At 62.6% G+C, this 18276-nt stretch carries 16 protein-coding genes; 6 read left to right on the top strand and 10 right to left on the bottom strand.

What is annotated here, in order from left to right; genetic code table 11:
* Window positions 1-49: 49 nt before the first annotated feature.
* The 8 genes from BDD18_RS05225 to BDD18_RS05190 all read right to left on the bottom strand — a co-directional run bounded on the left by BDD18_RS05225 (window position 50) and on the right by BDD18_RS05190 (window position 10332).
* Window positions 50-670, bottom strand: a complete 621-nt coding sequence (locus tag BDD18_RS05225) for a histone (RefSeq protein ID WP_142081766.1) — start codon at window positions 668-670, stop codon at window positions 50-52.
* A gap of 192 nt (window positions 671-862) precedes the next feature.
* The gene (locus BDD18_RS05220; RefSeq protein WP_066696320.1) at window positions 863-2050 is read right to left on the bottom strand and encodes a ribonucleotide-diphosphate reductase subunit beta; all 1188 of its coding nucleotides are present in this window, start codon (window positions 2048-2050) and stop codon (window positions 863-865) included.
* 135 nt (window positions 2051-2185) lie between these two features.
* Entirely contained in the window at window positions 2186-5092 is a 2907-nt protein-coding gene (locus BDD18_RS05215; protein WP_142081764.1) for a ribonucleoside-diphosphate reductase subunit alpha, read from the bottom strand.
* A 370-nt stretch (window positions 5093-5462) separates the two neighbouring features.
* Complete coding sequence (gene ampD / locus BDD18_RS05210) at window positions 5463-6056, bottom strand: 1,6-anhydro-N-acetylmuramyl-L-alanine amidase AmpD (RefSeq protein ID WP_142081763.1); 594 nt, start codon at window positions 6054-6056, stop codon at window positions 5463-5465.
* A gap of 1 nt (window position 6057) precedes the next feature.
* Window positions 6058-7596: a sigma-54-dependent transcriptional regulator gene (locus tag BDD18_RS05205; RefSeq protein WP_142081761.1), complete on the bottom strand. Its 1539-nt coding sequence runs from the start codon at window positions 7594-7596 to the stop codon at window positions 6058-6060.
* A 5-nt stretch (window positions 7597-7601) separates the two neighbouring features.
* On the bottom strand, window positions 7602-9296 hold the full coding sequence (locus tag BDD18_RS05200) for a two-component system sensor histidine kinase NtrB (RefSeq protein WP_233099681.1): 1695 nt from the start codon (window positions 9294-9296) through the stop codon (window positions 7602-7604).
* An 11-nt stretch (window positions 9297-9307) separates the two neighbouring features.
* Window positions 9308-9538, bottom strand: a complete 231-nt coding sequence (locus tag BDD18_RS05195) for a PP0621 family protein (RefSeq protein WP_066695053.1) — start codon at window positions 9536-9538, stop codon at window positions 9308-9310.
* The gene (locus tag BDD18_RS05190; RefSeq protein ID WP_066695055.1) at window positions 9535-10332 is read right to left on the bottom strand and encodes a cytochrome C assembly family protein; all 798 of its coding nucleotides are present in this window, start codon (window positions 10330-10332) and stop codon (window positions 9535-9537) included. The genes BDD18_RS05195 and BDD18_RS05190 overlap by 4 nt, the downstream gene beginning before the upstream one ends.
* A 106-nt stretch (window positions 10333-10438) precedes the next feature.
* Here BDD18_RS05190 and ffh point away from each other — a divergent pair, with 106 nt between their 5' ends.
* Entirely contained in the window at window positions 10439-11821 is a 1383-nt protein-coding gene (ffh, locus tag BDD18_RS05185; protein WP_044400089.1) for a signal recognition particle protein, read from the top strand.
* Between the two features lie 90 nt (window positions 11822-11911).
* Here the strand turns inward: ffh and BDD18_RS05180 are convergent, their stop codons facing one another.
* The gene (locus BDD18_RS05180; RefSeq protein WP_142081759.1) at window positions 11912-12283 is read right to left on the bottom strand and encodes a hypothetical protein; all 372 of its coding nucleotides are present in this window, start codon (window positions 12281-12283) and stop codon (window positions 11912-11914) included.
* 15 nt (window positions 12284-12298) lie between these two features.
* Entirely contained in the window at window positions 12299-12553 is a 255-nt protein-coding gene (locus BDD18_RS05175) for a hypothetical protein (protein WP_142081758.1), read from the bottom strand.
* Window positions 12554-12652: 99 nt separating this feature from the next.
* Here BDD18_RS05175 and BDD18_RS05170 point away from each other — a divergent pair, with 99 nt between their 5' ends.
* From BDD18_RS05170 to BDD18_RS05150, 5 genes are all read left to right on the top strand, one after another.
* A complete protein-coding gene (locus BDD18_RS05170) occupies window positions 12653-12883 on the top strand; it encodes a hypothetical protein (RefSeq protein WP_044400080.1) in 231 nt (76 codons plus the stop codon).
* Complete coding sequence (locus tag BDD18_RS05165; protein WP_142081756.1) at window positions 12880-13356, top strand: molybdenum cofactor biosynthesis protein MoaE; 477 nt, start codon at window positions 12880-12882, stop codon at window positions 13354-13356. Before BDD18_RS05170 ends, BDD18_RS05165 begins: the two co-directional genes overlap by 4 nt.
* A 199-nt stretch (window positions 13357-13555) precedes the next feature.
* Window positions 13556-16162: an ATP-dependent chaperone ClpB gene (gene clpB, locus BDD18_RS05160; RefSeq protein WP_066690503.1), complete on the top strand. Its 2607-nt coding sequence runs from the start codon at window positions 13556-13558 to the stop codon at window positions 16160-16162.
* A gap of 71 nt (window positions 16163-16233) precedes the next feature.
* Window positions 16234-16587 (top strand): hypothetical protein, encoded by a 354-nt coding sequence (locus BDD18_RS05155; RefSeq protein ID WP_142081754.1) that lies wholly within the window; start codon window positions 16234-16236, stop codon window positions 16585-16587.
* Between the two features lie 151 nt (window positions 16588-16738).
* Entirely contained in the window at window positions 16739-18178 is a 1440-nt protein-coding gene (locus tag BDD18_RS05150) for a coniferyl aldehyde dehydrogenase (protein ID WP_142081753.1), read from the top strand.
* Window positions 18179-18276: the final 98 nt, after the last annotated feature.

The following is an 18276-nucleotide window of genomic DNA, read 5'->3' as shown; positions in this document are numbered from 1 at the left end:
AAAAAACCCGGTGCAGGGCACCGGGTTGGGCTTGGAGCGCTGGGCTTCCTCAGGGCTTGGTGCCTGTGGGAAACGGCCAGGCAGCCTGGGGGTTCAGCGTGGTCTGAGCAGCGGGAGCGGCAGGGGCTGTTGGAGCCTTCACCACTTTCTTTGCAGCAGCAGCCTTCTTCGCTGGAGCAGCAGCCTTCTTCGCTGGAGTAGCAGCCTTCTTCGCTGGAGCAGCGGCCTTCTTCGCTGGAGCAGCGGCCTTCTTCGCTGGAGCAGCAGCCTTCTTCGCTGGAGCAGCAGCCTTCTTGGCTGGAGCAGCAGCCTTCTTGGCTGGAGCAGCAGCCTTCTTGGCTGGAGCAGCAGCCTTCTTCGCTGGAGCAGCAGCCTTCTTGGCTGGAGCAGCAGCCTTCTTGGCTGGAGCAGCAGCCTTCTTGGCTGGAGCAGCAGCCTTCTTGGCTGGAGCAGCAGCCTTCTTCGCTGGGGCAGCAGCCTTCTTCGCTGGGGCAGCAGCCTTCTTCGCTGGGGCAGCAGCCTTCTTCGCTGGGGCAGCAGCCTTCTTCGCTGGGGCAGCAGCCTTCTTGGCTGGAGCAGCGGCCTTCTTCGCTGGAGCTACGGGTTTAGCGGGAGTCGCTTTTTTTGCTGGGGCGGCTTTCTTGGCGGCCGGTTTTTTCGCAGTTGCCATCATGTTCTCCTTGGGTCAGTGAGCAAAGAGCACTCCCCGTCTACAGTGGACAGGAAGCGATCCATGGTGATGGACGCTGCAGTAGCTCCATCACCATGAATACGGGAACACCACCGCACAAACCAAGGCAGCGCCGAGGTGTGTGTGCGGGGTGTGGTGTAAGCGTCCATGGCCAGAAAGCGCGCGATGGGATCAATCCCAAGAAAGGGCGCCGCCCGATTGGTACTCGATGACGCGGGTCTCGAAGAAGTTACGTTCCTTCTTCAGGTCGATCATCTCGCTCATCCATGGGAAGGGGTTCTCTTCGTTGGGGAAGAGGGTTTCCAGGCCGATCTGCGTTGCGCGGCGGTTGGCGATGTAGCGCAGGTAGCCCTTGAACATCGAGGCATTCATGCCCAGCACGCCGCGGGGCATGGTGTCTTCGGCGTATCGGTATTCCAGCTCGACGGCCTTCATGAACAAGGCCTTGATCTCTGCCTTGAACTCTGCGGTCCACAGGTGGGGGTTCTCAAGCTTGAGCTGGTTGATGAGATCGATGCCGAAGTTGCAGTGCATCGATTCATCGCGCAGGATGTACTGGTACTGCTCGGCAGCGCCAGTCATCTTGTTCTGGCGACCCAGCGCCAGAATCTGCGTGAAGCCTACGTAGAAGAACAGCCCTTCCATCAGGCAGGCGAAAACGATCAACGACTTCAGCAGCGTCTGATCGGCTTCAGGGGTGCCTGTGTGGAAGTTGGGGTCCATGATCGCTTCAATGAAGGGGATCAGGAACTCGTCCTTGTCACGGATGGATTGGACTTCGTTGTAAGCGTTGAAGATCTCGCTCTCGTCCAGGCCCAGCGACTCCACGATGTACTGGTACGCATGGGTGTGAATTGCTTCTTCGAATGCCTGGCGCAGCAGGAACTGGCGGCACTCAGGCGCCGTGATATGGCGATAGGTGCCCAGCACGATGTTGTTGGCGGCCAGCGAATCTGCAGTGACAAAAAAACCGAGGTTGCGCTTGACGATGCGGCGCTCGTCTTCGGTCAGGCCGTTGGGGTCTTTCCACAACGCGATGTCACGCGTCATGTTCACCTCTTGCGGCATCCAGTGATTGGCGCAGGTCGCAAGGTACTTCTCCCATGCCCACTTGTACTTGAAGGGCACGAGCTGGTTGACGTCGGTCTGGCCGTTGATGATGCGCTTGTCGGCAGCGTTCACTCGGCGATGAGTGGCTGCAGGAGCGGCAGCTGTGGCCGCGGGAATTGCAGCAGCTGTTGGCTGCAATGCAGGTGTCTGGATGGGCAGCGGCGACTGCGCTGCCTGGTGGCCGTTTTGCAGGCCACCGTCCGTTGGTTTTTGCGATGAGGGCTTGACTTCTTCGTCCCAGGTCAGCATAGGTTTTCCAGTGATCGGATTATGAAAGGAGTGCTGCAAAAAGAAAAGCACTGAAGCGTTATGCAGCAACGTTTTGTTGCTTCACAGCACATGCGCGGAGCACTTCTGGATCAGGAGTACTCCGCCTACATGGAGTTACTGGCACGCCTCACATGCGACGTCGTCAATGGCTGTGAATTTGACGTCGGTGGCAGGCACGGTGCTACCAGGCGCTGCACTGGCCAGCGTGGCTGCCGAGCCTTCAGCGGCGTGGGCCGATACGCTTTCTGGCCCCGACGACACGGCGTTGAGCTGACGTGTGTTCACGGTGCTCATTTCCACGTGCGTAGCGCTTTGTGTGCGCAGGTAGTACGTGGTCTTGAGGCCGCGCACCCATGCCAGTTTGTAGGTGTCGTCAAGCTTCTTGCCCGAAGCGCCAGCCATGTAGATGTTCAGGCTCTGCGCCTGATCGATCCACTTTTGTCGGCGCGAAGCGGCTTCCACCAGCCACTTGGGTTCGACTTCAAACGCCGTGGAATACAGCGCCTTGATATCTGCAGGCACACGGTCGATGGGGTGCAGCGAACCCTTGAAGTGCTTGAGGTCCATGATCATCACGTCATCCCACAGACCCAGCCGCTTGAGGTCGCGCACCAGACCTCCGTTGATGACCGTGAACTCGCCGGAAAGGTTGGATTTGACCGACAGGTTACCGAACGAGGGTTCGATCGATGCGTCCACACCAATGATGTTGGAGATGGTGGCTGTGGGTGCGATGGCAACGCAGTTGGAGTTGCGCATGCCGTCTTGTGCAATCTTCTTGCGCAGAGCATCCCAGTCGAGGGTGGACGAGCGGTCCACTTCAACGTAGCCACCACGGGCTTGCGCCAGCATGTCCAGGGTGTCAAAAGGCAGGATGCCGCGATCCCACAGCGAGCCCTTATAGCTGGAGTACTGACCGCGTTCCTTGGCGAGCTCGGTCGATGCCCAGTAGGCGTAGTAGCAGATCGCTTCCATCGAGCGATCGGCAAACTCGACAGCTTCTTGCGACGCGTAAGGAATGCGCAATTCATAGAGGCTGTCCTGGAACGCCATCAGGCCCAGGCCCACAGGGCGGTGGCGCAGGTTGGAGTCACGCGCCTTCTTGACCGCGTAGTAGTTGATGTCGATAACGTTGTCCAGCATGCGCATGGCCACCGTGATCGTTTTCTTCAGCTTCTCGTGGTCAATCTGGCCGTTCTTCAAGTGCTGGCGCAGGTTCACCGAGCCCAGGTTGCACACCGCTGTTTCGGTGTCGCTGGTGTTGAGCGTGATTTCCGTGCACAGGTTGGACGAGTGCACCACGCCAGCGTGTTGCTGGGGCGAGCGCACGTTGCAGGCATCCTTGAACGTGATCCAGGGATGGCCAGTTTCGAACAGCATGGTGAGAATCTTGCGCCACAGGTCGGTGGCTTGCACCGTCTTGCTGGGCTTGAGTTCGCCACTGGCGGCCTTGGCTTCATAGGCCACATAGGCCTTCTCGAACTCTGCGCCAAACAGGTCGTGCAGATCAGGCACGTTGGAAGGCGAGAACAGAGTCCAGGTGCCCTTTTCCATCACGCGGCGCATGAACAGGTCAGGGATCCAGTTGGCCGTGTTCATGTCATGCGTGCGGCGGCGGTCATCGCCGGTGTTCTTGCGCAGCTCCAGGAATTCTTCGATGTCAAGGTGCCAGGTTTCCAGGTACGTGCAGACGGCGCCCTTGCGCTTGCCGCCCTGGTTGACTGCTACGGCCGTGTCATTCACCACCTTGAGGAAGGGAACCACGCCTTGGGATTCGCCGTTGGTGCCCTTGATATGCGAGCCCAGGGCGCGCACGCGCGTCCAGTCGTTGCCCAGGCCGCCCGCAAACTTGGACAGCAAGGCGTTTTCCTTGATGGATTCGTAGATGCCGTCCAGGTCGTCAGGCACGGTGGTCAGGTAGCAACTGGACAGTTGCGAGCGCAGCGTGCCGCTGTTGAAGAGCGTGGGCGTGCTCGACATGAAGTCGAAGCTGGAGAGCACTTCATAGAACTCAATGGCACGGGCTTCTGGGTCCGCCTCGTTGAGGGACAGGCCCATGGCGACGCGCATGAAGAAAGCCTGTGGCAGTTCGATGCGGGTCTTGCGGACGTGCAGGAAATAGCGGTCGTACAGGGTTTGCAGGCCGAGGTAGTCAAACTGCAGGTCGCGCTGGGGCTTGAGCGCGGAGGCCAATCGAGCCAGGTTGAACTTGAGCAGGCGTGGGTCCAGCAGTTCGTTATCTACGCCCTTCTGGATGAATTGAGGGAAGTACTCGGTGTAAGCCTGGGCCATCTGGTCCTGGGTTACATCACGGCCTAGCACTTCGCGCACGATGGTGTGCAGCAGCAGGCGTGCGGTGGCGTAGGTGTAGTCCGGGTCTTTTTCGATCAGGGTGCGGGCTGCGAGGATGGAAGCCTTGTACACCTCGTCCATGGGGACGCCGTCGTACAGGTTGCGCATGGTTTCTGCCACGATGGGGTCAGCTTTGACATCCTGGCCCAGTCCCACACAGGCCGATTCAATCAGCGACTGCAGGCGACGCGGGTCCAGGGCAACCCGCTGGCCATTTTCCAGAACATGCAGCGCGGGGGCCGCTGGGGCCTGTTGCTGAACCTGGTTAGCGCGTTCTTGTGCACGGCGCTCGCGATACAAAACGTAAGCACGCGCCACTTCGTGGTGGCCGCCGCGCATCAGGCCCAGTTCGACCTGGTCTTGTACATCTTCAATGTGGAAGGTACCGCCTCCTGGGCGCGAGCGCATCAGCGCGCGGGTGACGCCCTGGGTCAGTGCATCCACCACTTCACGCACGCTGGCCGAAGCAGCGCCCTGGGTGCCGTGGACGGCCAGAAACGCCTTCATCAATGCGATGGCAATCTTGGGGGCTTCGAACGGGACCACCGCGCCATTGCGCCGAATGATCTGGTAGTGGCCCTGCGCATTGGCTGCTGTGTTGGCAGCGTCGCCTGCGGTCTCTTCAGGGGTCGCGTGCGGGGTGGCAGGGGTGTTCAAAGCAGCTTGCATGGGTGTCCTCTCTGTGGGCTGGCGGGGGAGAAATGGCAGCAGGTCGGGGCTGCTGCAAAGGCTAGGCGTGTGCAACCGTTTTGGTTGTTGCACACTATATATGGTGTGTCGATCGTGTTCAAGACACTACCGGTAGTGTAATGCCTTGGCTGGGTGAGTGCTCCAAACCAGTGGTTCAAGAGCCACTTCGCAGGAATGCATGGCAGTCAAGCCCGCGTGATCGCAAGGTTTGGCGCGTCAAATGTTGTGGCTGCGCGGGCTGTCGCGGAATTTGCCCCGCAGGGGCGCGTACAGCTTGGATGGAGGTTTCGAAGGGGCGCGATCCTACCCTGAATCTGCCGCTGTGTTTTAACCTGAAAAGAGGTCGGGTTTACCTGGGGGTCGCTTGACTCGGTAACTCAAGGATGTTTACAGGCAATTCGCTGCTCAGCTTGGCCCAGTCGAAGCCGGGGCCGGGGTCTTGTTTGCGGCCTGGGGCGATGTGTTCGTGTCCTGCCACATAGTGCAAGGGGTAGCGCTCGATCAAATGGCGACACAGCTCCCCAAGGGCTTCGTATTGGGCGGACTCGAATGTGAAACCCTCCAGGCCTTCCAGCTCAATGCCGATGGAGTCGTCGTTGCAGTTGGCCCGGCCGCGATAAAAAGACTGGCCAGCGTGCCAGGCGCGCTGGTCGCAGTCGACAAATTGCCAGAGCCGACCGTTGCGCTCAATAAAAAAATGCGCAGACACTTGCAGGCCTTTGATTTGCTGGTAATAGGGATGGGCATCCCAATCCAGGGCATTGGTGAACAACTGCTGCACAGCGCCAGTGCCGTATTGCCCGGGCGGCAGGCTGATGGAATGCACGACGACCAAGTCCACCACCTGCAAGGCTCCCAGGGGGCGGGGGCCGAAGTTAGGCGACGGTAGGCGCACCGCGCCGCGATGCCATCCCCCTTCCCATACGGATTGCAAACCGGCCATCTCAGCCGATCTCGTCTTGAAAATCCTGGTCGTTGGGCACACCGATGTTCAGGCGTGCAATCCGGTAACGGATCTGGCGCAGGCTGATGCCTAGGCGCGCCGCCGTGGCGGTGCGATTGAAGCCTGTTTCCTTGAGTGCGCGGATCAGAATATCGCGCTCTTGCTGGTCCAGCCATGCCTGCAAATCGTTGGGCAGGGGGGCTGTGCCAGCGCCATCCTGCTCCGCCCCAGTGTGGGTTGTCATCGAGGATGGAGGTTCGTAGGGTGCTTTGCGGGGTGTCTGTAGCGCATGTGAGGTTGCTGCGGGGTGCGCAGAGCCCTGGGCGGTGGGGCTGCCAGACGAGAACGCTTCAACTTGCAGCTCATCCCCTTCAGTCAATGCCACTGCGCGGTGCAGCACGTTCTCCAGCTCGCGCACGTTGCCCGTGAGCGGTTGGGTGGCAATCGCCTGCAAGGCTTGTTCGGTGAGCCGGGGCACAGGCATGCCCGAGTCCTGGCCAATGCGCGCCAGCAGCGTGGCGCACAAAGCGGGCAGGTCTTCCCTGCGCTCGCGCAGCGGTGGGATGACGATTTCGATGACGTTCAGGCGGTAATACAAATCCTGCCGAAATCTGCCCGTCTGCACGTCGGCGGCGAGGTCGCGGTGGGTGGCACTCACAATCCGCACGTCCACCGTTTCTTCCTGGGTGGAGCCCAGCGGGCGCACGCTGCGTTCCTGGATGGCCCGCAGCAGTTTCGATTGCATGGCCAGGGGCAGGTCTCCGATCTCATCCAGGAAAAGGGTGCCTCCGCGCGCTGCCTGGAAGTAGCCGTCCCTGTCCTGTGTCGCGCCGGTGTAGGAGCCCTTGCGGGCACCGAAGAATTCGGCTTCGAGCAGGTTTTCTGGGATGGCGCCGCAATTCACCGCAATGCACGGGCCTTCTGCGCGCTGGCTGCAGGCATGCAGGGCCTGCGCGACGAGCTCTTTGCCTGTACCTGATTCGCCACGCACCAGCACCGGCGCCATGCCCCGGGCCACCTTGGCAATGCGCTGCTTGACGTTGCGCATGGCTTCCGAATCTCCCACCAGCCGATCCAGCGATGAATGGAGCGTGGAAGTGCTTGCGTCTGCTGTCTGATTGCGGGGCGCCGGTCCACCGCGGGGGGCGCGCGGCGCGGGGGTTGCTCCGGTGCCTTGAACGGCCGAGGCCACCACTGAACGAAACTGTTTCAGGTCCACCGGCTTGGTCAGGTAGTCAAATGCCCCCGCCCGCAGGGCTTCAACGGCATTTTCAGCGGAGCCGTAAGCGGTCATGACCACGCAGCGTTCGCGGCGTTGCTGGTCACGCAGGTCTTGCAGGATCTCCATGCCAAAGCCGTCGGGCAGGCGCATGTCCGAGATGACCACATCAAAGAGGCGGCTCTGGAGTTGTTCGCGTGCTTCCTGCACGCTGGATGCGGTTTCCACGCGGTAGCCCTCGCGCAGCAGGGTTAGTTCATACAGGGTGCGCAGGTCGGGCTCGTCGTCAATGACCAGGATGGAGGCGGCGGGAGCGTTCATGGTTCTCAGATCACGATCGAGTCGAAAAGCGTGGCGGGTTCCACGGGGCGTATGGTGCGGCGAAACGCGACGGTGAATGCGTTGCCACCGACTTTTCCACGCGCGGTGTCGCGTGTGGTGCGCTGGTAGCTGATGGATGCGCCATGCCTTTGGCACAGCTCGCGGCAAATATAGAGCCCCAGGCCGCTGGACCGGCTCTCGGACGAGAAGAAGGGCTCAAACAGATGGCGCTCGACGGATTTGTCCATGGGGGCGCCGTCGCTCCACACCTGCAGTGTGGTCTGCCCAGCGGGGCTGGTGCGCGTCTGCACCACCAGCGAGTCTTCCTCTGGGCCCATGTAGCGCAGGGCATTGTCCAGCAGGTTCACCAGCACGCGGCGCAGGTGCTCGGGGTCGAACTCCACCTGCACCATCGAGGTTTCCAGCGACACCTGCCCGCGCCGCCGCGCCGGGTCTTGGCTGCTCCAGTCGCTCCACACCTGTGCCACGCTGGCATCCAGCGCCAGGGTGGCACCTGGCGCATGGTTGATCTGGTGCTGTACCCGGGCGATGTCCAGCACCTCCTCGGCGATGCGGGCCAGCCGGTCGGCGTTTTGCTGCACCATTTGCGCCAGCCGCCTCTGGCCAGGGTCCTGCAAGTCTTCCTCCAGCAATGCGTTGGCCTGGACGATGGCCGCCAGGGGGTTGCGAATCTCATGCGCCACGGCCGCAGACATGCGGCCCATGGCCGCCAGCTTTTCAGTGCGCAGCCGGGCTTCCATTTCGCGCAGGTCGTGCAGAAACATCACGCACACCCGCTCTGCGCGGCTGTTTTGATCGCTGGGGGTGGAGGTGAGCCAGGTGCGCACATGCAGGCCCATGGGGCTTTCGCCAGGATGGAGAAGGGCCACGTCGGCAGTTTGGGGCTGCTCTTCGTCGAAGGTGCGGTGGGCCAGTGCGACCAGCGGCTGCCAGCCTCCACAGTTTCCCAGCGAAAAGGGAAGCGCCGTGTTCTGCCCATCCCCCAGCAAAGCCTGTGCAGCGGGGTTGGCCATGCGCACGGTATCTTGCTCGTCCACCACCAGCACACCATCGTTCAAATGTTCGATCACCAGGGTGCTGATCTGCGTCTGCACCTGCGCCTTCATGCGGCTGCGCTCGGCCACTTCCTGCTCGCCCACCAGTCTGGCAGAGAGTTGATGCACCAGATAGCTCACCACAAAGTAGCCTGTGCCGGTGAGGGCACTTTGCAGGTAACGTTGCGCGTCGTCGCTTGACGATTGATCTCCCGTCCACCAGGCCCACAGCAAGAGCAGCAAGGTGACCGCTGCCGTGGTGCCCAGGGCCAGTGTGAGCGTGCCCAGCACGGCCGCCATCAGGATGGGCAATCCGAACAAGGGTGTGTAGTTCATGGTGCCGGGGTGCAGCAGCTGCAGAGCGGAGACCGCCAGAATGTCCACCCCGATCGAAGGCAGCCAGTGCGGTCCGGTACCTGGGTAGGGTGGGGCGTGGCGCCCCAGAATCCGCAGCATCACGGTGGCTACCAGATAGGCCACACACACCGCCAGCACGGCTGGTGTGAATGCCTGCGTCTGGTTGAAGGCGTACCCCAGCAGCTGCAGCACCAGCAGTGCCACGGCAATCATCAACCGGCCGGTGAGAAAGCCCCGCCACAGCCGCACAAAGGGGGCTTCGGTGGGGAACAGCCGGCTATCGCTCAAGAAGGCGCCTTTCAACGGTGCGAAGGGCCTGCGCGCAGGTGGTCTGCGCAGCAGTAGTGGGCGCCGTACTGGACGATGGCGTCAGTGCGCGGCAGGTGAAGGCCGCAGTGCGCACACGCCACCATGTCTTGAGGCGTGGGGGGGCTGGGTTGGTGGGGGCGGCTGGGTTGCGCAAGGTTGCGGCGGCTTTTCCAGAAGCCGAAAGCCACCACCAGCACCAATAGCAAAACCAGGTACTTCATGTGCTGCGGCCCAGAATCACTTCAAGCACGAAGCGTGAGCCGACATACGCCAGCATGAGCAATGCGGAACCTGCATAGAGGATGCGCACCGCATTGCGCCCGCGCCAGCCGAAGCGTGCCCGCCCCAGCAGCAGCGCCGCAAACACCAGCCACGACAGGAACGAGAAAACCGCCTTGTGGTCCCAGCGCCAGGCGCGGCCATACAGCATGTCGCTGAACAGCCAGCCGGCCAGCAGCGTGGCGCTGAGCAACACAAAACCGGCCGTCACAAAACGAAAGGTGAGGCGCTCCAGCGTCAGCAAGGGGATTCCGCTGTCAGGGTCTTCGGCCTGCCGGATGTGGCGCTCGGCCCGCGTCATCAGCCAGGCGTGCACCACCGCCGCTGCAAACAGGCCATAGCAGGCAATGCCCAGCGCCAGATGCAGCGGCAGCCAGGCCGATGCCTTCACATGCAGCGGCTGCCCTGGGAACAGCAGCGCCAGCACGATGGTGGCAGCGCCCAGCGCGGCCAGCATCCAGCGGGCCCGCATCTGCGGAAACAACTGGCGCTCTACCGCATACACCGTGAGCACCAGCCATGCGGTCATGGACAAGGCGGGGGCAAAGCCAAAGCGCGGCGCCTCGCCCCACAGCCCCCACACCAGCAAGGCGCCGTGCAGCACCCAGGCCGCCAGCAGCGCATTGCGCGACGCCGCCGCCCCCAGGCGGGAAGCGGCTGCGGCGGGTGCGGCGTATGCCAAGGCGGCGGCAAGGGCCAGCAGCCAACTGACGGGGGAAGCACTGGGTAAAATCATGGGTCACAGTTTAGCCTTTCGCCCGCTGCCAGCGCCCTGGCAAACCTGCCTGCTTTTGACTTGCGTGCAGGTTGCGGCTCACACCGGAACCTTTCCAGAACCCCTTATGGCCTCCGCACTCACCGACAAACTCACGCGACTCGTCAAGGAGATGCGCGGCCAGGCCCGCATCACCGAATCCAACGTCACCGACATGCTGCGCGAGGTGCGCATGGCGCTGCTGGAGGCCGACGTTGCCCTGCCCGTGGTGCGCGACTTCATCGCCCGCGTCAAGGAAAAGGCATTGGGGCAGGAGGTGCTGGGCTCGCTCAAGCCGGGGCAAACGCTGGTCAGCATCGTCAACCGCGAGCTGGCCGCCACCATGGGCGAAGGCGTGGCCGACATCAACCTGGCCGCCCAGCCGCCCGCCGTCATCCTGATGGCGGGCTTGCAGGGTGCCGGTAAAACCACCACCACCGCCAAGCTGGCCAAGCACCTGATTGAAAAGCGCAAGAAGAAGGTGCTGACGGTGTCGGGCGACGTGTACCGCCCCGCGGCCATCGAGCAGCTCAAGACCGTGACCGCCCAGGCCGGTGCCGAGTGGTTCCCCAGCACCCCTGACCAGAAACCGCTGGACATTGCCAACGCCGCGCTGGACTACGCCAAGAAGCACTACTTTGATGTGCTGCTGGTGGACACCGCCGGCCGCCTGGCGATTGACGAAGCCTTGATGAAGGAAATCAAGGACCTGCACGCCGCCATCAACCCTGTTGAAACCCTGTTTGTGGTGGACGCCATGCAGGGCCAGGACGCCATCAACACCGCCAAGGCGTTCAAAGAAGCGCTGCCGCTCACCGGCATCGTGCTGACCAAGCTGGACGGTGATTCGCGCGGTGGCGCGGCGCTGTCGGTGCGCCAGATCACCGGCGCGCCCATCAAGTTTGCGGGTGTGTCGGAAAAGATCGACGGCCTCGAAGTGTTCGACGCCGAACGTCACGCGGGCCGCATCCTGGGCATGGGCGACATCGTGGCGCTGGTGGAGCAGGTCACGGCGGGTGTGGACATGGAAGCCGCGCAGAAGCTGGCGGCCAAGGTCAAGAGCGGCGACGGGTTTGACCTGAATGACTTCCTGGCGCAGATCCAGCAGATGAAGCAGATGGGCGGGCTCTCCAGCCTGATGGACAAGCTGCCCTCTCAGCTCACGGCCAAGGCGGGCTCCATCGACATGGACAAGGCCGAAAAAGACATCAAGCGCAAGGAAGGCATCATCCAGAGCATGACGCCGCTGGAGCGCCGCAAGCCTGACCTCATCAAGGCCACCCGCAAAAAGCGCATTGCGGCCGGTGCTGGCGTGCATGTGCAAGAGGTGAACCGCCTGCTCAAGGAGTTTGAGCAGATGCAGGACATGATGAAGAAGATGAAGGGCGGCGGCCTGATGAAGATGATGAAGCGCATGGGCGGCATGAAAGGCCTGGGCGGCATGCCCAAGATGCCGTTTGGTGGCTCTTGATCTGCTATTGAATCAATAGCTGCTGGCGCTTGTTGGATAAGCGCTAGAGGCCAAAAAGGCGCAAAACCTTTGCAGGGTTTGCGCCTTTTTTCATGGCTGCTGTGGTGGGCTGGGCGGGCCATCACCTTCGGCCCCATCCTCGGCGGTGGGCGGGGTGAGTACGGGGCATGGCCAGTTCAGCAGCTCTGCCAGCCGGATGGTGATCCAGGTTGCTTCGCCTACTGAAACGCCGGACTCGGCCGCGCACAGCCCCGCGTGGATGCGCAGCAAGATCTCGGCTTCCGACGGGGCTTGCACGTGGTACAGCGTTTGCGCTTGCTCCACCAGGTGCCCGGCCAGGTCTTCGCACAGCTCGTAGCGGTTGCGGACGACCGAAGCCGGTTCGCGCAGGCGCTGGCGGCTGTCGGCATACACCGCCAGGAATGAGGGCGGGACGTGGATCTGGTTGTCTTCTTCGTGCATGGGCGGTGGGGCGGCTCAATCGGGGGTGAACAGGCGCTCGAACTTGGCCTGGTCGGGCGCCAGCTCAAAGGTCACCACCTGGCCCATTTTCATGTCCGACAGGCGGCAGGCAGCGTACAGGGTGGTTTTGCCCGCCAGCTCCATCACTTCCAGGTCAATGATGGCGTAGGGGTAGGGCACGAACACCTGGTGCTCAAAAATCTCGCGGTACTGGTTGCGGGGCGAGGGGTAGAGCTTGTATTGGTCGGTGGTAATGGTCTGTGTGGCCATGGGCAGATGAGGGGCTGATCGGTCGCGCAAGGGCTGCGGTGGGGGTAAAGTGCGGGCGAATGCTACAGACAATCCTGCCCAACTACCAACAACATCTCCATGGCAAGACCCAAAAGTGAATGGCCGAACAAGGTACTGGCCTTGATCCAATCCGGCAACCACACCGCCGCAGTGGCGCAAATCAAGGTGGCGCCCACGGTGGGCGATATCACCCGGCTGCAGACCTTGCTGGAAAAGCTGCCGCCGTCGCCCGCGCTGCAACAGCTCAAAAAATTTGTCGAAGAAGAGCGCGCCCTGCTGGCCGCGCCCCGCCTGCACCGCGCACCATGACCTACGCACGCGTTTCCATCCAGACCGAGGACTTTGACCTCTCACATGAAATCGCCGAACTGCGCCGCAACGACAAGGGCGTGGGCGCTGTGTGCAGCTTCGTGGGCACCGTGCGCGACCGCAATGAGGGCGACGCCGTGGCGTCGATGGAGCTGGAGCACTACCCCGGCATGACGGAAAAATCCATCGAAGCCATGGTGGAGGAGGCTTTCCGGCGCTTTGACATCTTGGGCGCCCGCGTCATTCACCGCGTGGGCCTGCTGCAGCCGCTCGACCAGATCGTGCTGGTGGCCGTGACCAGCGCCCACCGGGGCCAGAGCTTTCAGGCCTGCGAGTTCTTGATGGACTACCTCAAGACCCAGGCCCCGTTCTGGAAAAAGGAGCAAACCCCCCAGGGCGCCCGCTGGGTGGATGCGCGGGTGAGCGACGATGCGGCGCTGGCGCGCTGGGGTATCACGGCGAGCAATGCGTGAAGCCCTGCGGCCAGGAATATCAGTAAAAAATGGCTCTGGCGCTTGATAGGTAAGCGCTAGTAGCTATTAAAAAAGTAGCAATTCAGGCGGTCTGCTGCATTTTGGTTTGCTGACGCACGTCAATCTCTTCTGTCAAAAGGCGCCTTGAAATGAGGCAGTGTATGCCCCAAATGCTTTGAAATTCGGAGGATATTGACCCATGCGTCTCGACAAATTCACCACCAAGTTCCAGGAAGCCCTGGGCGATGCCCAAAGCTTGGCCCTGGCCCACGACAACGCCTACATCGAACCCGTGCACGTGCTGCTGGCTATGCTCAAGCAGGACGATGGCCCCAAAGCGCTGCTGCAGCGCGCGGGCGCCAACGTGCCTGGCCTGACCAGCGCGGCCGAAGCTGCCATCAAGCGCCTGCCGCAGGTGCAGGGGCACGACCAGGTGCAGGGCGGCCCCGAGCTGGGCCGCGTGCTGCAGGCCACTGAAAAGGAAGCCATCAAGCGCGGCGACCAGTTCATTGCCAGCGAACTCTTCTTGCTGGCGCTGACCGATAGCAAGGGCGACGCCGCCCAGATCGCCAAGGACAACGGCCTGACCCGCAAAAGCCTGGAAGCCGCCATCAACGCCGTGCGCGGCGGCCAGAAGGTAGACAGCGCTGAGGCCGAAGGCCAGCGTGGCGCGCTGCAAAAGTATTGCCTGGACCTGACCGAGCGCGCTCGCGCGGGCAAGCTCGACCCGGTGATTGGCCGCGACGACGAAATCCGCCGCGCCATCCAGGTGCTGCAGCGCCGCAGCAAGAACAACCCCGTGCTGATCGGCGAGCCCGGCGTGGGCAAAACGGCGATTGTGGAAGGCTTGGCCCAGCGCATCGTGGCGGGCGAAGTGCCTGAATCGCTCAAGGGCAAACGCGTCCTCAGCCTGGACATGGCGGCCCTGCTGGCCGGTGCCAAGTACCGCGGCGAGTTTGAAGAGCGCCTGAAAACCGTGCTGAACGAGTTGGCCAAGGACGAGGGCCAGACCATTGTCTTCATCGACGAGCTGCACACCATGGTGGGCGCGGGCAAGGGCGAAGGCGCGATGGACGCGGGCAATATGCTCAAGCCAGCCCTCGCGCGTGGCGAGCTGCACTGCGTGGGCGCCACCACGCTGGACGAATACCGCAAGTACATCGAAAAAGACGCTGCGCTGGAGCGCCGCTTCCAGAAAATCCTGGTGGGCGAGCCCACCGTGGAGGCCACCATTGCCATCCTGCGCGGCCTGCAGGAAAAGTACGAAGTGCACCATGGGGTGGAGATCACCGACCCGGCCATCGTGGCTGCAGCCGAGCTGTCGAACCGCTACATCACCGACCGCTTCCTGCCCGACAAGGCGATTGACCTGATTGACGAGGCTGCGGCCAAGATCAAGATCGAAATCGACTCCAAGCCCGAAGCCATCGACAAGCTCGACCGCCGCTTGATCCAGCTGCAGATCGAGCGCGAGGCGGTGAAGAAGGAGAAGGACGAGGCCTCGCAAAAGCGCCTGGCGCTGCTGGAGGAAGAGATCGACAAGCTGCAAAAAGAGATTGCCGACCTGGAGGACGTGTGGACCGCTGAAAAAGCCCAGGCCCAGGGCAGCCAGCAGGTGCGCGAGCAGGTTGAGAAAGTGAAGCAGCAGATCGAGGAACTCAAGCGCAAGGGCGATTTCAACAAGGTGGCTGAGCTGCAATACGGCAAGCTGCCGGATCTGGAGCGCCAGCTCAAGGAAGCCCAGGCCAAGGAAGAGGGCAAGGACGGCGCGTCCACCCCCAACCGCCTGCTGCGCACCCAGGTGGGTGCGGAAGAAATTGCCGAGGTGGTGAGCCGCGCTACGGGCATCCCCGTCGCCAAGATGATGCAGGGCGAAAAAGACAAGCTGCTGCAGATGGAAACCAAGCTGCACGAGCGTGTGGTGGGGCAGGAAGAGGCGATTGCCGCCGTGGCCAATGCCATCCGCCGCTCGCGTTCGGGCCTGAGTGACCCGAACCGCCCCACAGGTTCTTTCCTGTTCCTCGGCCCCACGGGCGTGGGCAAGACCGAGCTGTGCAAGGCGCTGGCGGGCTTTCTGTTCGACAGCGAAGAGCATCTGGTGCGCATCGACATGAGCGAGTTCATGGAGAAGCACTCCGTGGCCCGCCTGATCGGCGCGCCGCCCGGCTACGTGGGCTACGAGGAGGGCGGCTATCTGACCGAAGCCGTGCGCCGCAAGCCCTACAGCGTGTTGCTGCTCGACGAGGTGGAAAAAGCCCACCCCGACGTGTTCAACGTGCTGCTGCAGGTGCTGGACGATGGCCGCCTGACCGACGGCCAGGGCCGCACCGTGGACTTCAAGAACACGGTGATCGTGATGACCAGCAACATCGGCTCGCACCTGATCCAGGCCATGGTGGGCCAGGACTCGCAGGACATCAAGGACGCGGTATGGGGCGAGCTGAAAAACCACTTCCGCCCCGAGTTTTTGAACCGCATTGACGAAACCGTGGTGTTCCACGCGCTGGATGCGCAGCACATTGCCTCCATCGCCAAGATCCAGCTGCAGCTGCTGCAAACCCGGCTGGCGAAGATGGATTTGGAACTGCAGGTGTCTGACGCTGCCTTGGCAGAATTGGCCAAGGTGGGGTTCGATCCGGTGTTTGGTGCACGTCCGCTCAAGCGGGCCATCCAGCAGCGCATCGAGAACCCCTTGTCCAAGCTGCTGCTGGAAGGGCGCTTCCCGCCCAAGAGCGTCATTTCTGTGACAGTGAACCCCGTGCTGGAACCTGGGGTGTTCCAGTTCAGCGCTGTGCCGCAGGGTTGAGCCGCCCCCGGTGCGGGCAGGGCCTCGTTTGAGGCTTTGTCCGCATCGCAGTTGTGAATGAGAGGTATTGTTTGAACGAATTTGTTGCAGGTGTACTTCGCCTGGTGCTGCGTGTCGTGGTGGTTGCGATGGGCGTGGTGCTGTTTTTGAGCCTCGTCGCCGCCGTGATGGTGTTGGCACTGGTGTGGGCGCTGCGCGCGGGTTGGGCACGTTTGACCGGCAAGCCCGTCACCCCCTGGGTGATGCGCATGGACCCGCGTACCGGCTTCGGCACCGTGTTTCGTTCGACCGAGCGCTGGACCACCGCGCGCCGTGCCTCTCCTGCAGCGGATGCAGCCCCTGAAGAGTCTGCCGCATCGCGCCGTGGCGGCATGCTGCCGGGTGCCCAAGACGTCACCGATGTGGTCCCGCGCGAAGTGCGCTGAAGCCTGTTGAACCGCCCGGCGGCCCTGGCGTGGGGCCACCTGCGGGCGTTGCGTCGGGTGGCGGACGCAACGCCACGGCAGGCCTGTAGTCCTGTGGGCTCATGTGCCCTTTGGTGACGTGACCTTGGCCCTGGTCTCCTATCATCTTGGCATGACCCCAGCCGAAATCCACGCCCATTTCCAACTCCAGCGGCAAGCCAGTCGTGAGCACGTCGATGTGCCGCTTTTGGTGCGCCGAGAGCGCCTGTTGCGCATCCAGAAAATGCTGGACGAACACGGCCCCGTGCTCGCAGCGGCCGTGCAGGCAGACTTCGGAATGCGATCACCGCTGCTGACGGAGGTGGCAGACTTTTTTGTGCTGCGCAGCTTGCTGTCGCACACCCTGCGCCACCTCGGGCGCTGGATGAAGCCCAAGAAAGTGTCCACGCCCCTGGTGCTGCAGCCCGCCACGGCCTGGATTGCCCGCCAGCCCCTGGGCGTGGTGGGCGTGATTTCTCCGTGGAACTATCCGGTGCAGCTGGCGCTGGCCCCGGCCATCACCGCGTTGGCAGCAGGCAACCGGGTCATGCTCAAACCCAGTGAACTCACGCCCCACACTTCGGCGCAACTGGCAGCGCTGGTGGCGCAGTTTTTCTCCCCCGACGAGTTCTGCGTGGTGCAAGGCGATGCCAACCTGGCAGCCTTGTTCGCATCGCTGCCCTTCGATCACCTGGTCTTTACCGGCTCTACGGCTGTCGGGCGCAAGGTGGCCCAGGCTGCGGCGCAAAACCTCACGCCCACCACGCTGGAGCTGGGCGGCAAGTCGCCATGCATCATCGACGGCCACTGCGACATGAAGGACGCAGCCCTCAAGATCGCGCACGGCAAGCTCCTCAACGCCGGGCAAACCTGCATTGCACCCGACTATGTGCTGCTGCCGCGTGGCCGTGAAGGTGAGTTTGCCCAGGCCTATGCCGCAGCAGTGGCACGGCTGTTTCCTACCATCGAGGGCAATGGCGACTACGCTTCCATCATCACAGCTCGCCACCATGCGCGGCTGCGCACCATGCTGCAGCAGGCCCAAACGCAGGGCGCTGAGGTGCAGACCATCGACCCCACTGCCGGCAAGCCCGTAGTGCACACCACTGGCACGCTGGGCGATGGCGTGAGCCGCCAGATGCTGCCCACGCTGGTGTTTGGCGCAACGTCGGCCATGCAGCTGATGCAGGAAGAGATTTTTGGCCCCATCCTGCCGGTGGTCTCGTACGAGCGGCTGGACGATGCCATCACCCACATCAACGCAGGGCCGCGCCCGTTGGCGCTGTACTGGTTTGGGCAGAGCGAGGCGGTGCGTGACGACGTGCTGCAACGCACCGTGAGTGGTGGTGTGACGGTGAATGACACCCTCATGCACATCGCGCACGATCACCTGCCGTTTGGCGGCGTAGGCGACAGCGGCTGGGGGGCTTACCACGGCGAGCAAGGCTTCTTGCAGTTTTGCCACCAGAAGTCGGTGCTGGTCCAGTCGCGCTGGTCGATGGGGTCGCTGTTGTACCCGCCTTACGGCCCCCGCATGGAACGCATCATGGCGTTGATACGCCGCCTGCTTTGACCACTGGCCCACAGCGCTTGGGGCGACAGCGCTTCGCTGCCGCAACCCTGCCATTGCGGCAGCCTCAAAGCTCAGGGGCCAACCACCGTCGTGTGGTC

Source organism: Acidovorax temperans, assembly GCF_006716905.1.
GTDB lineage: Bacteria > Pseudomonadota > Gammaproteobacteria > Burkholderiales > Burkholderiaceae_C > Acidovorax > Acidovorax temperans.
This window is presented reverse-complemented; position numbering and strand designations above follow the sequence as displayed.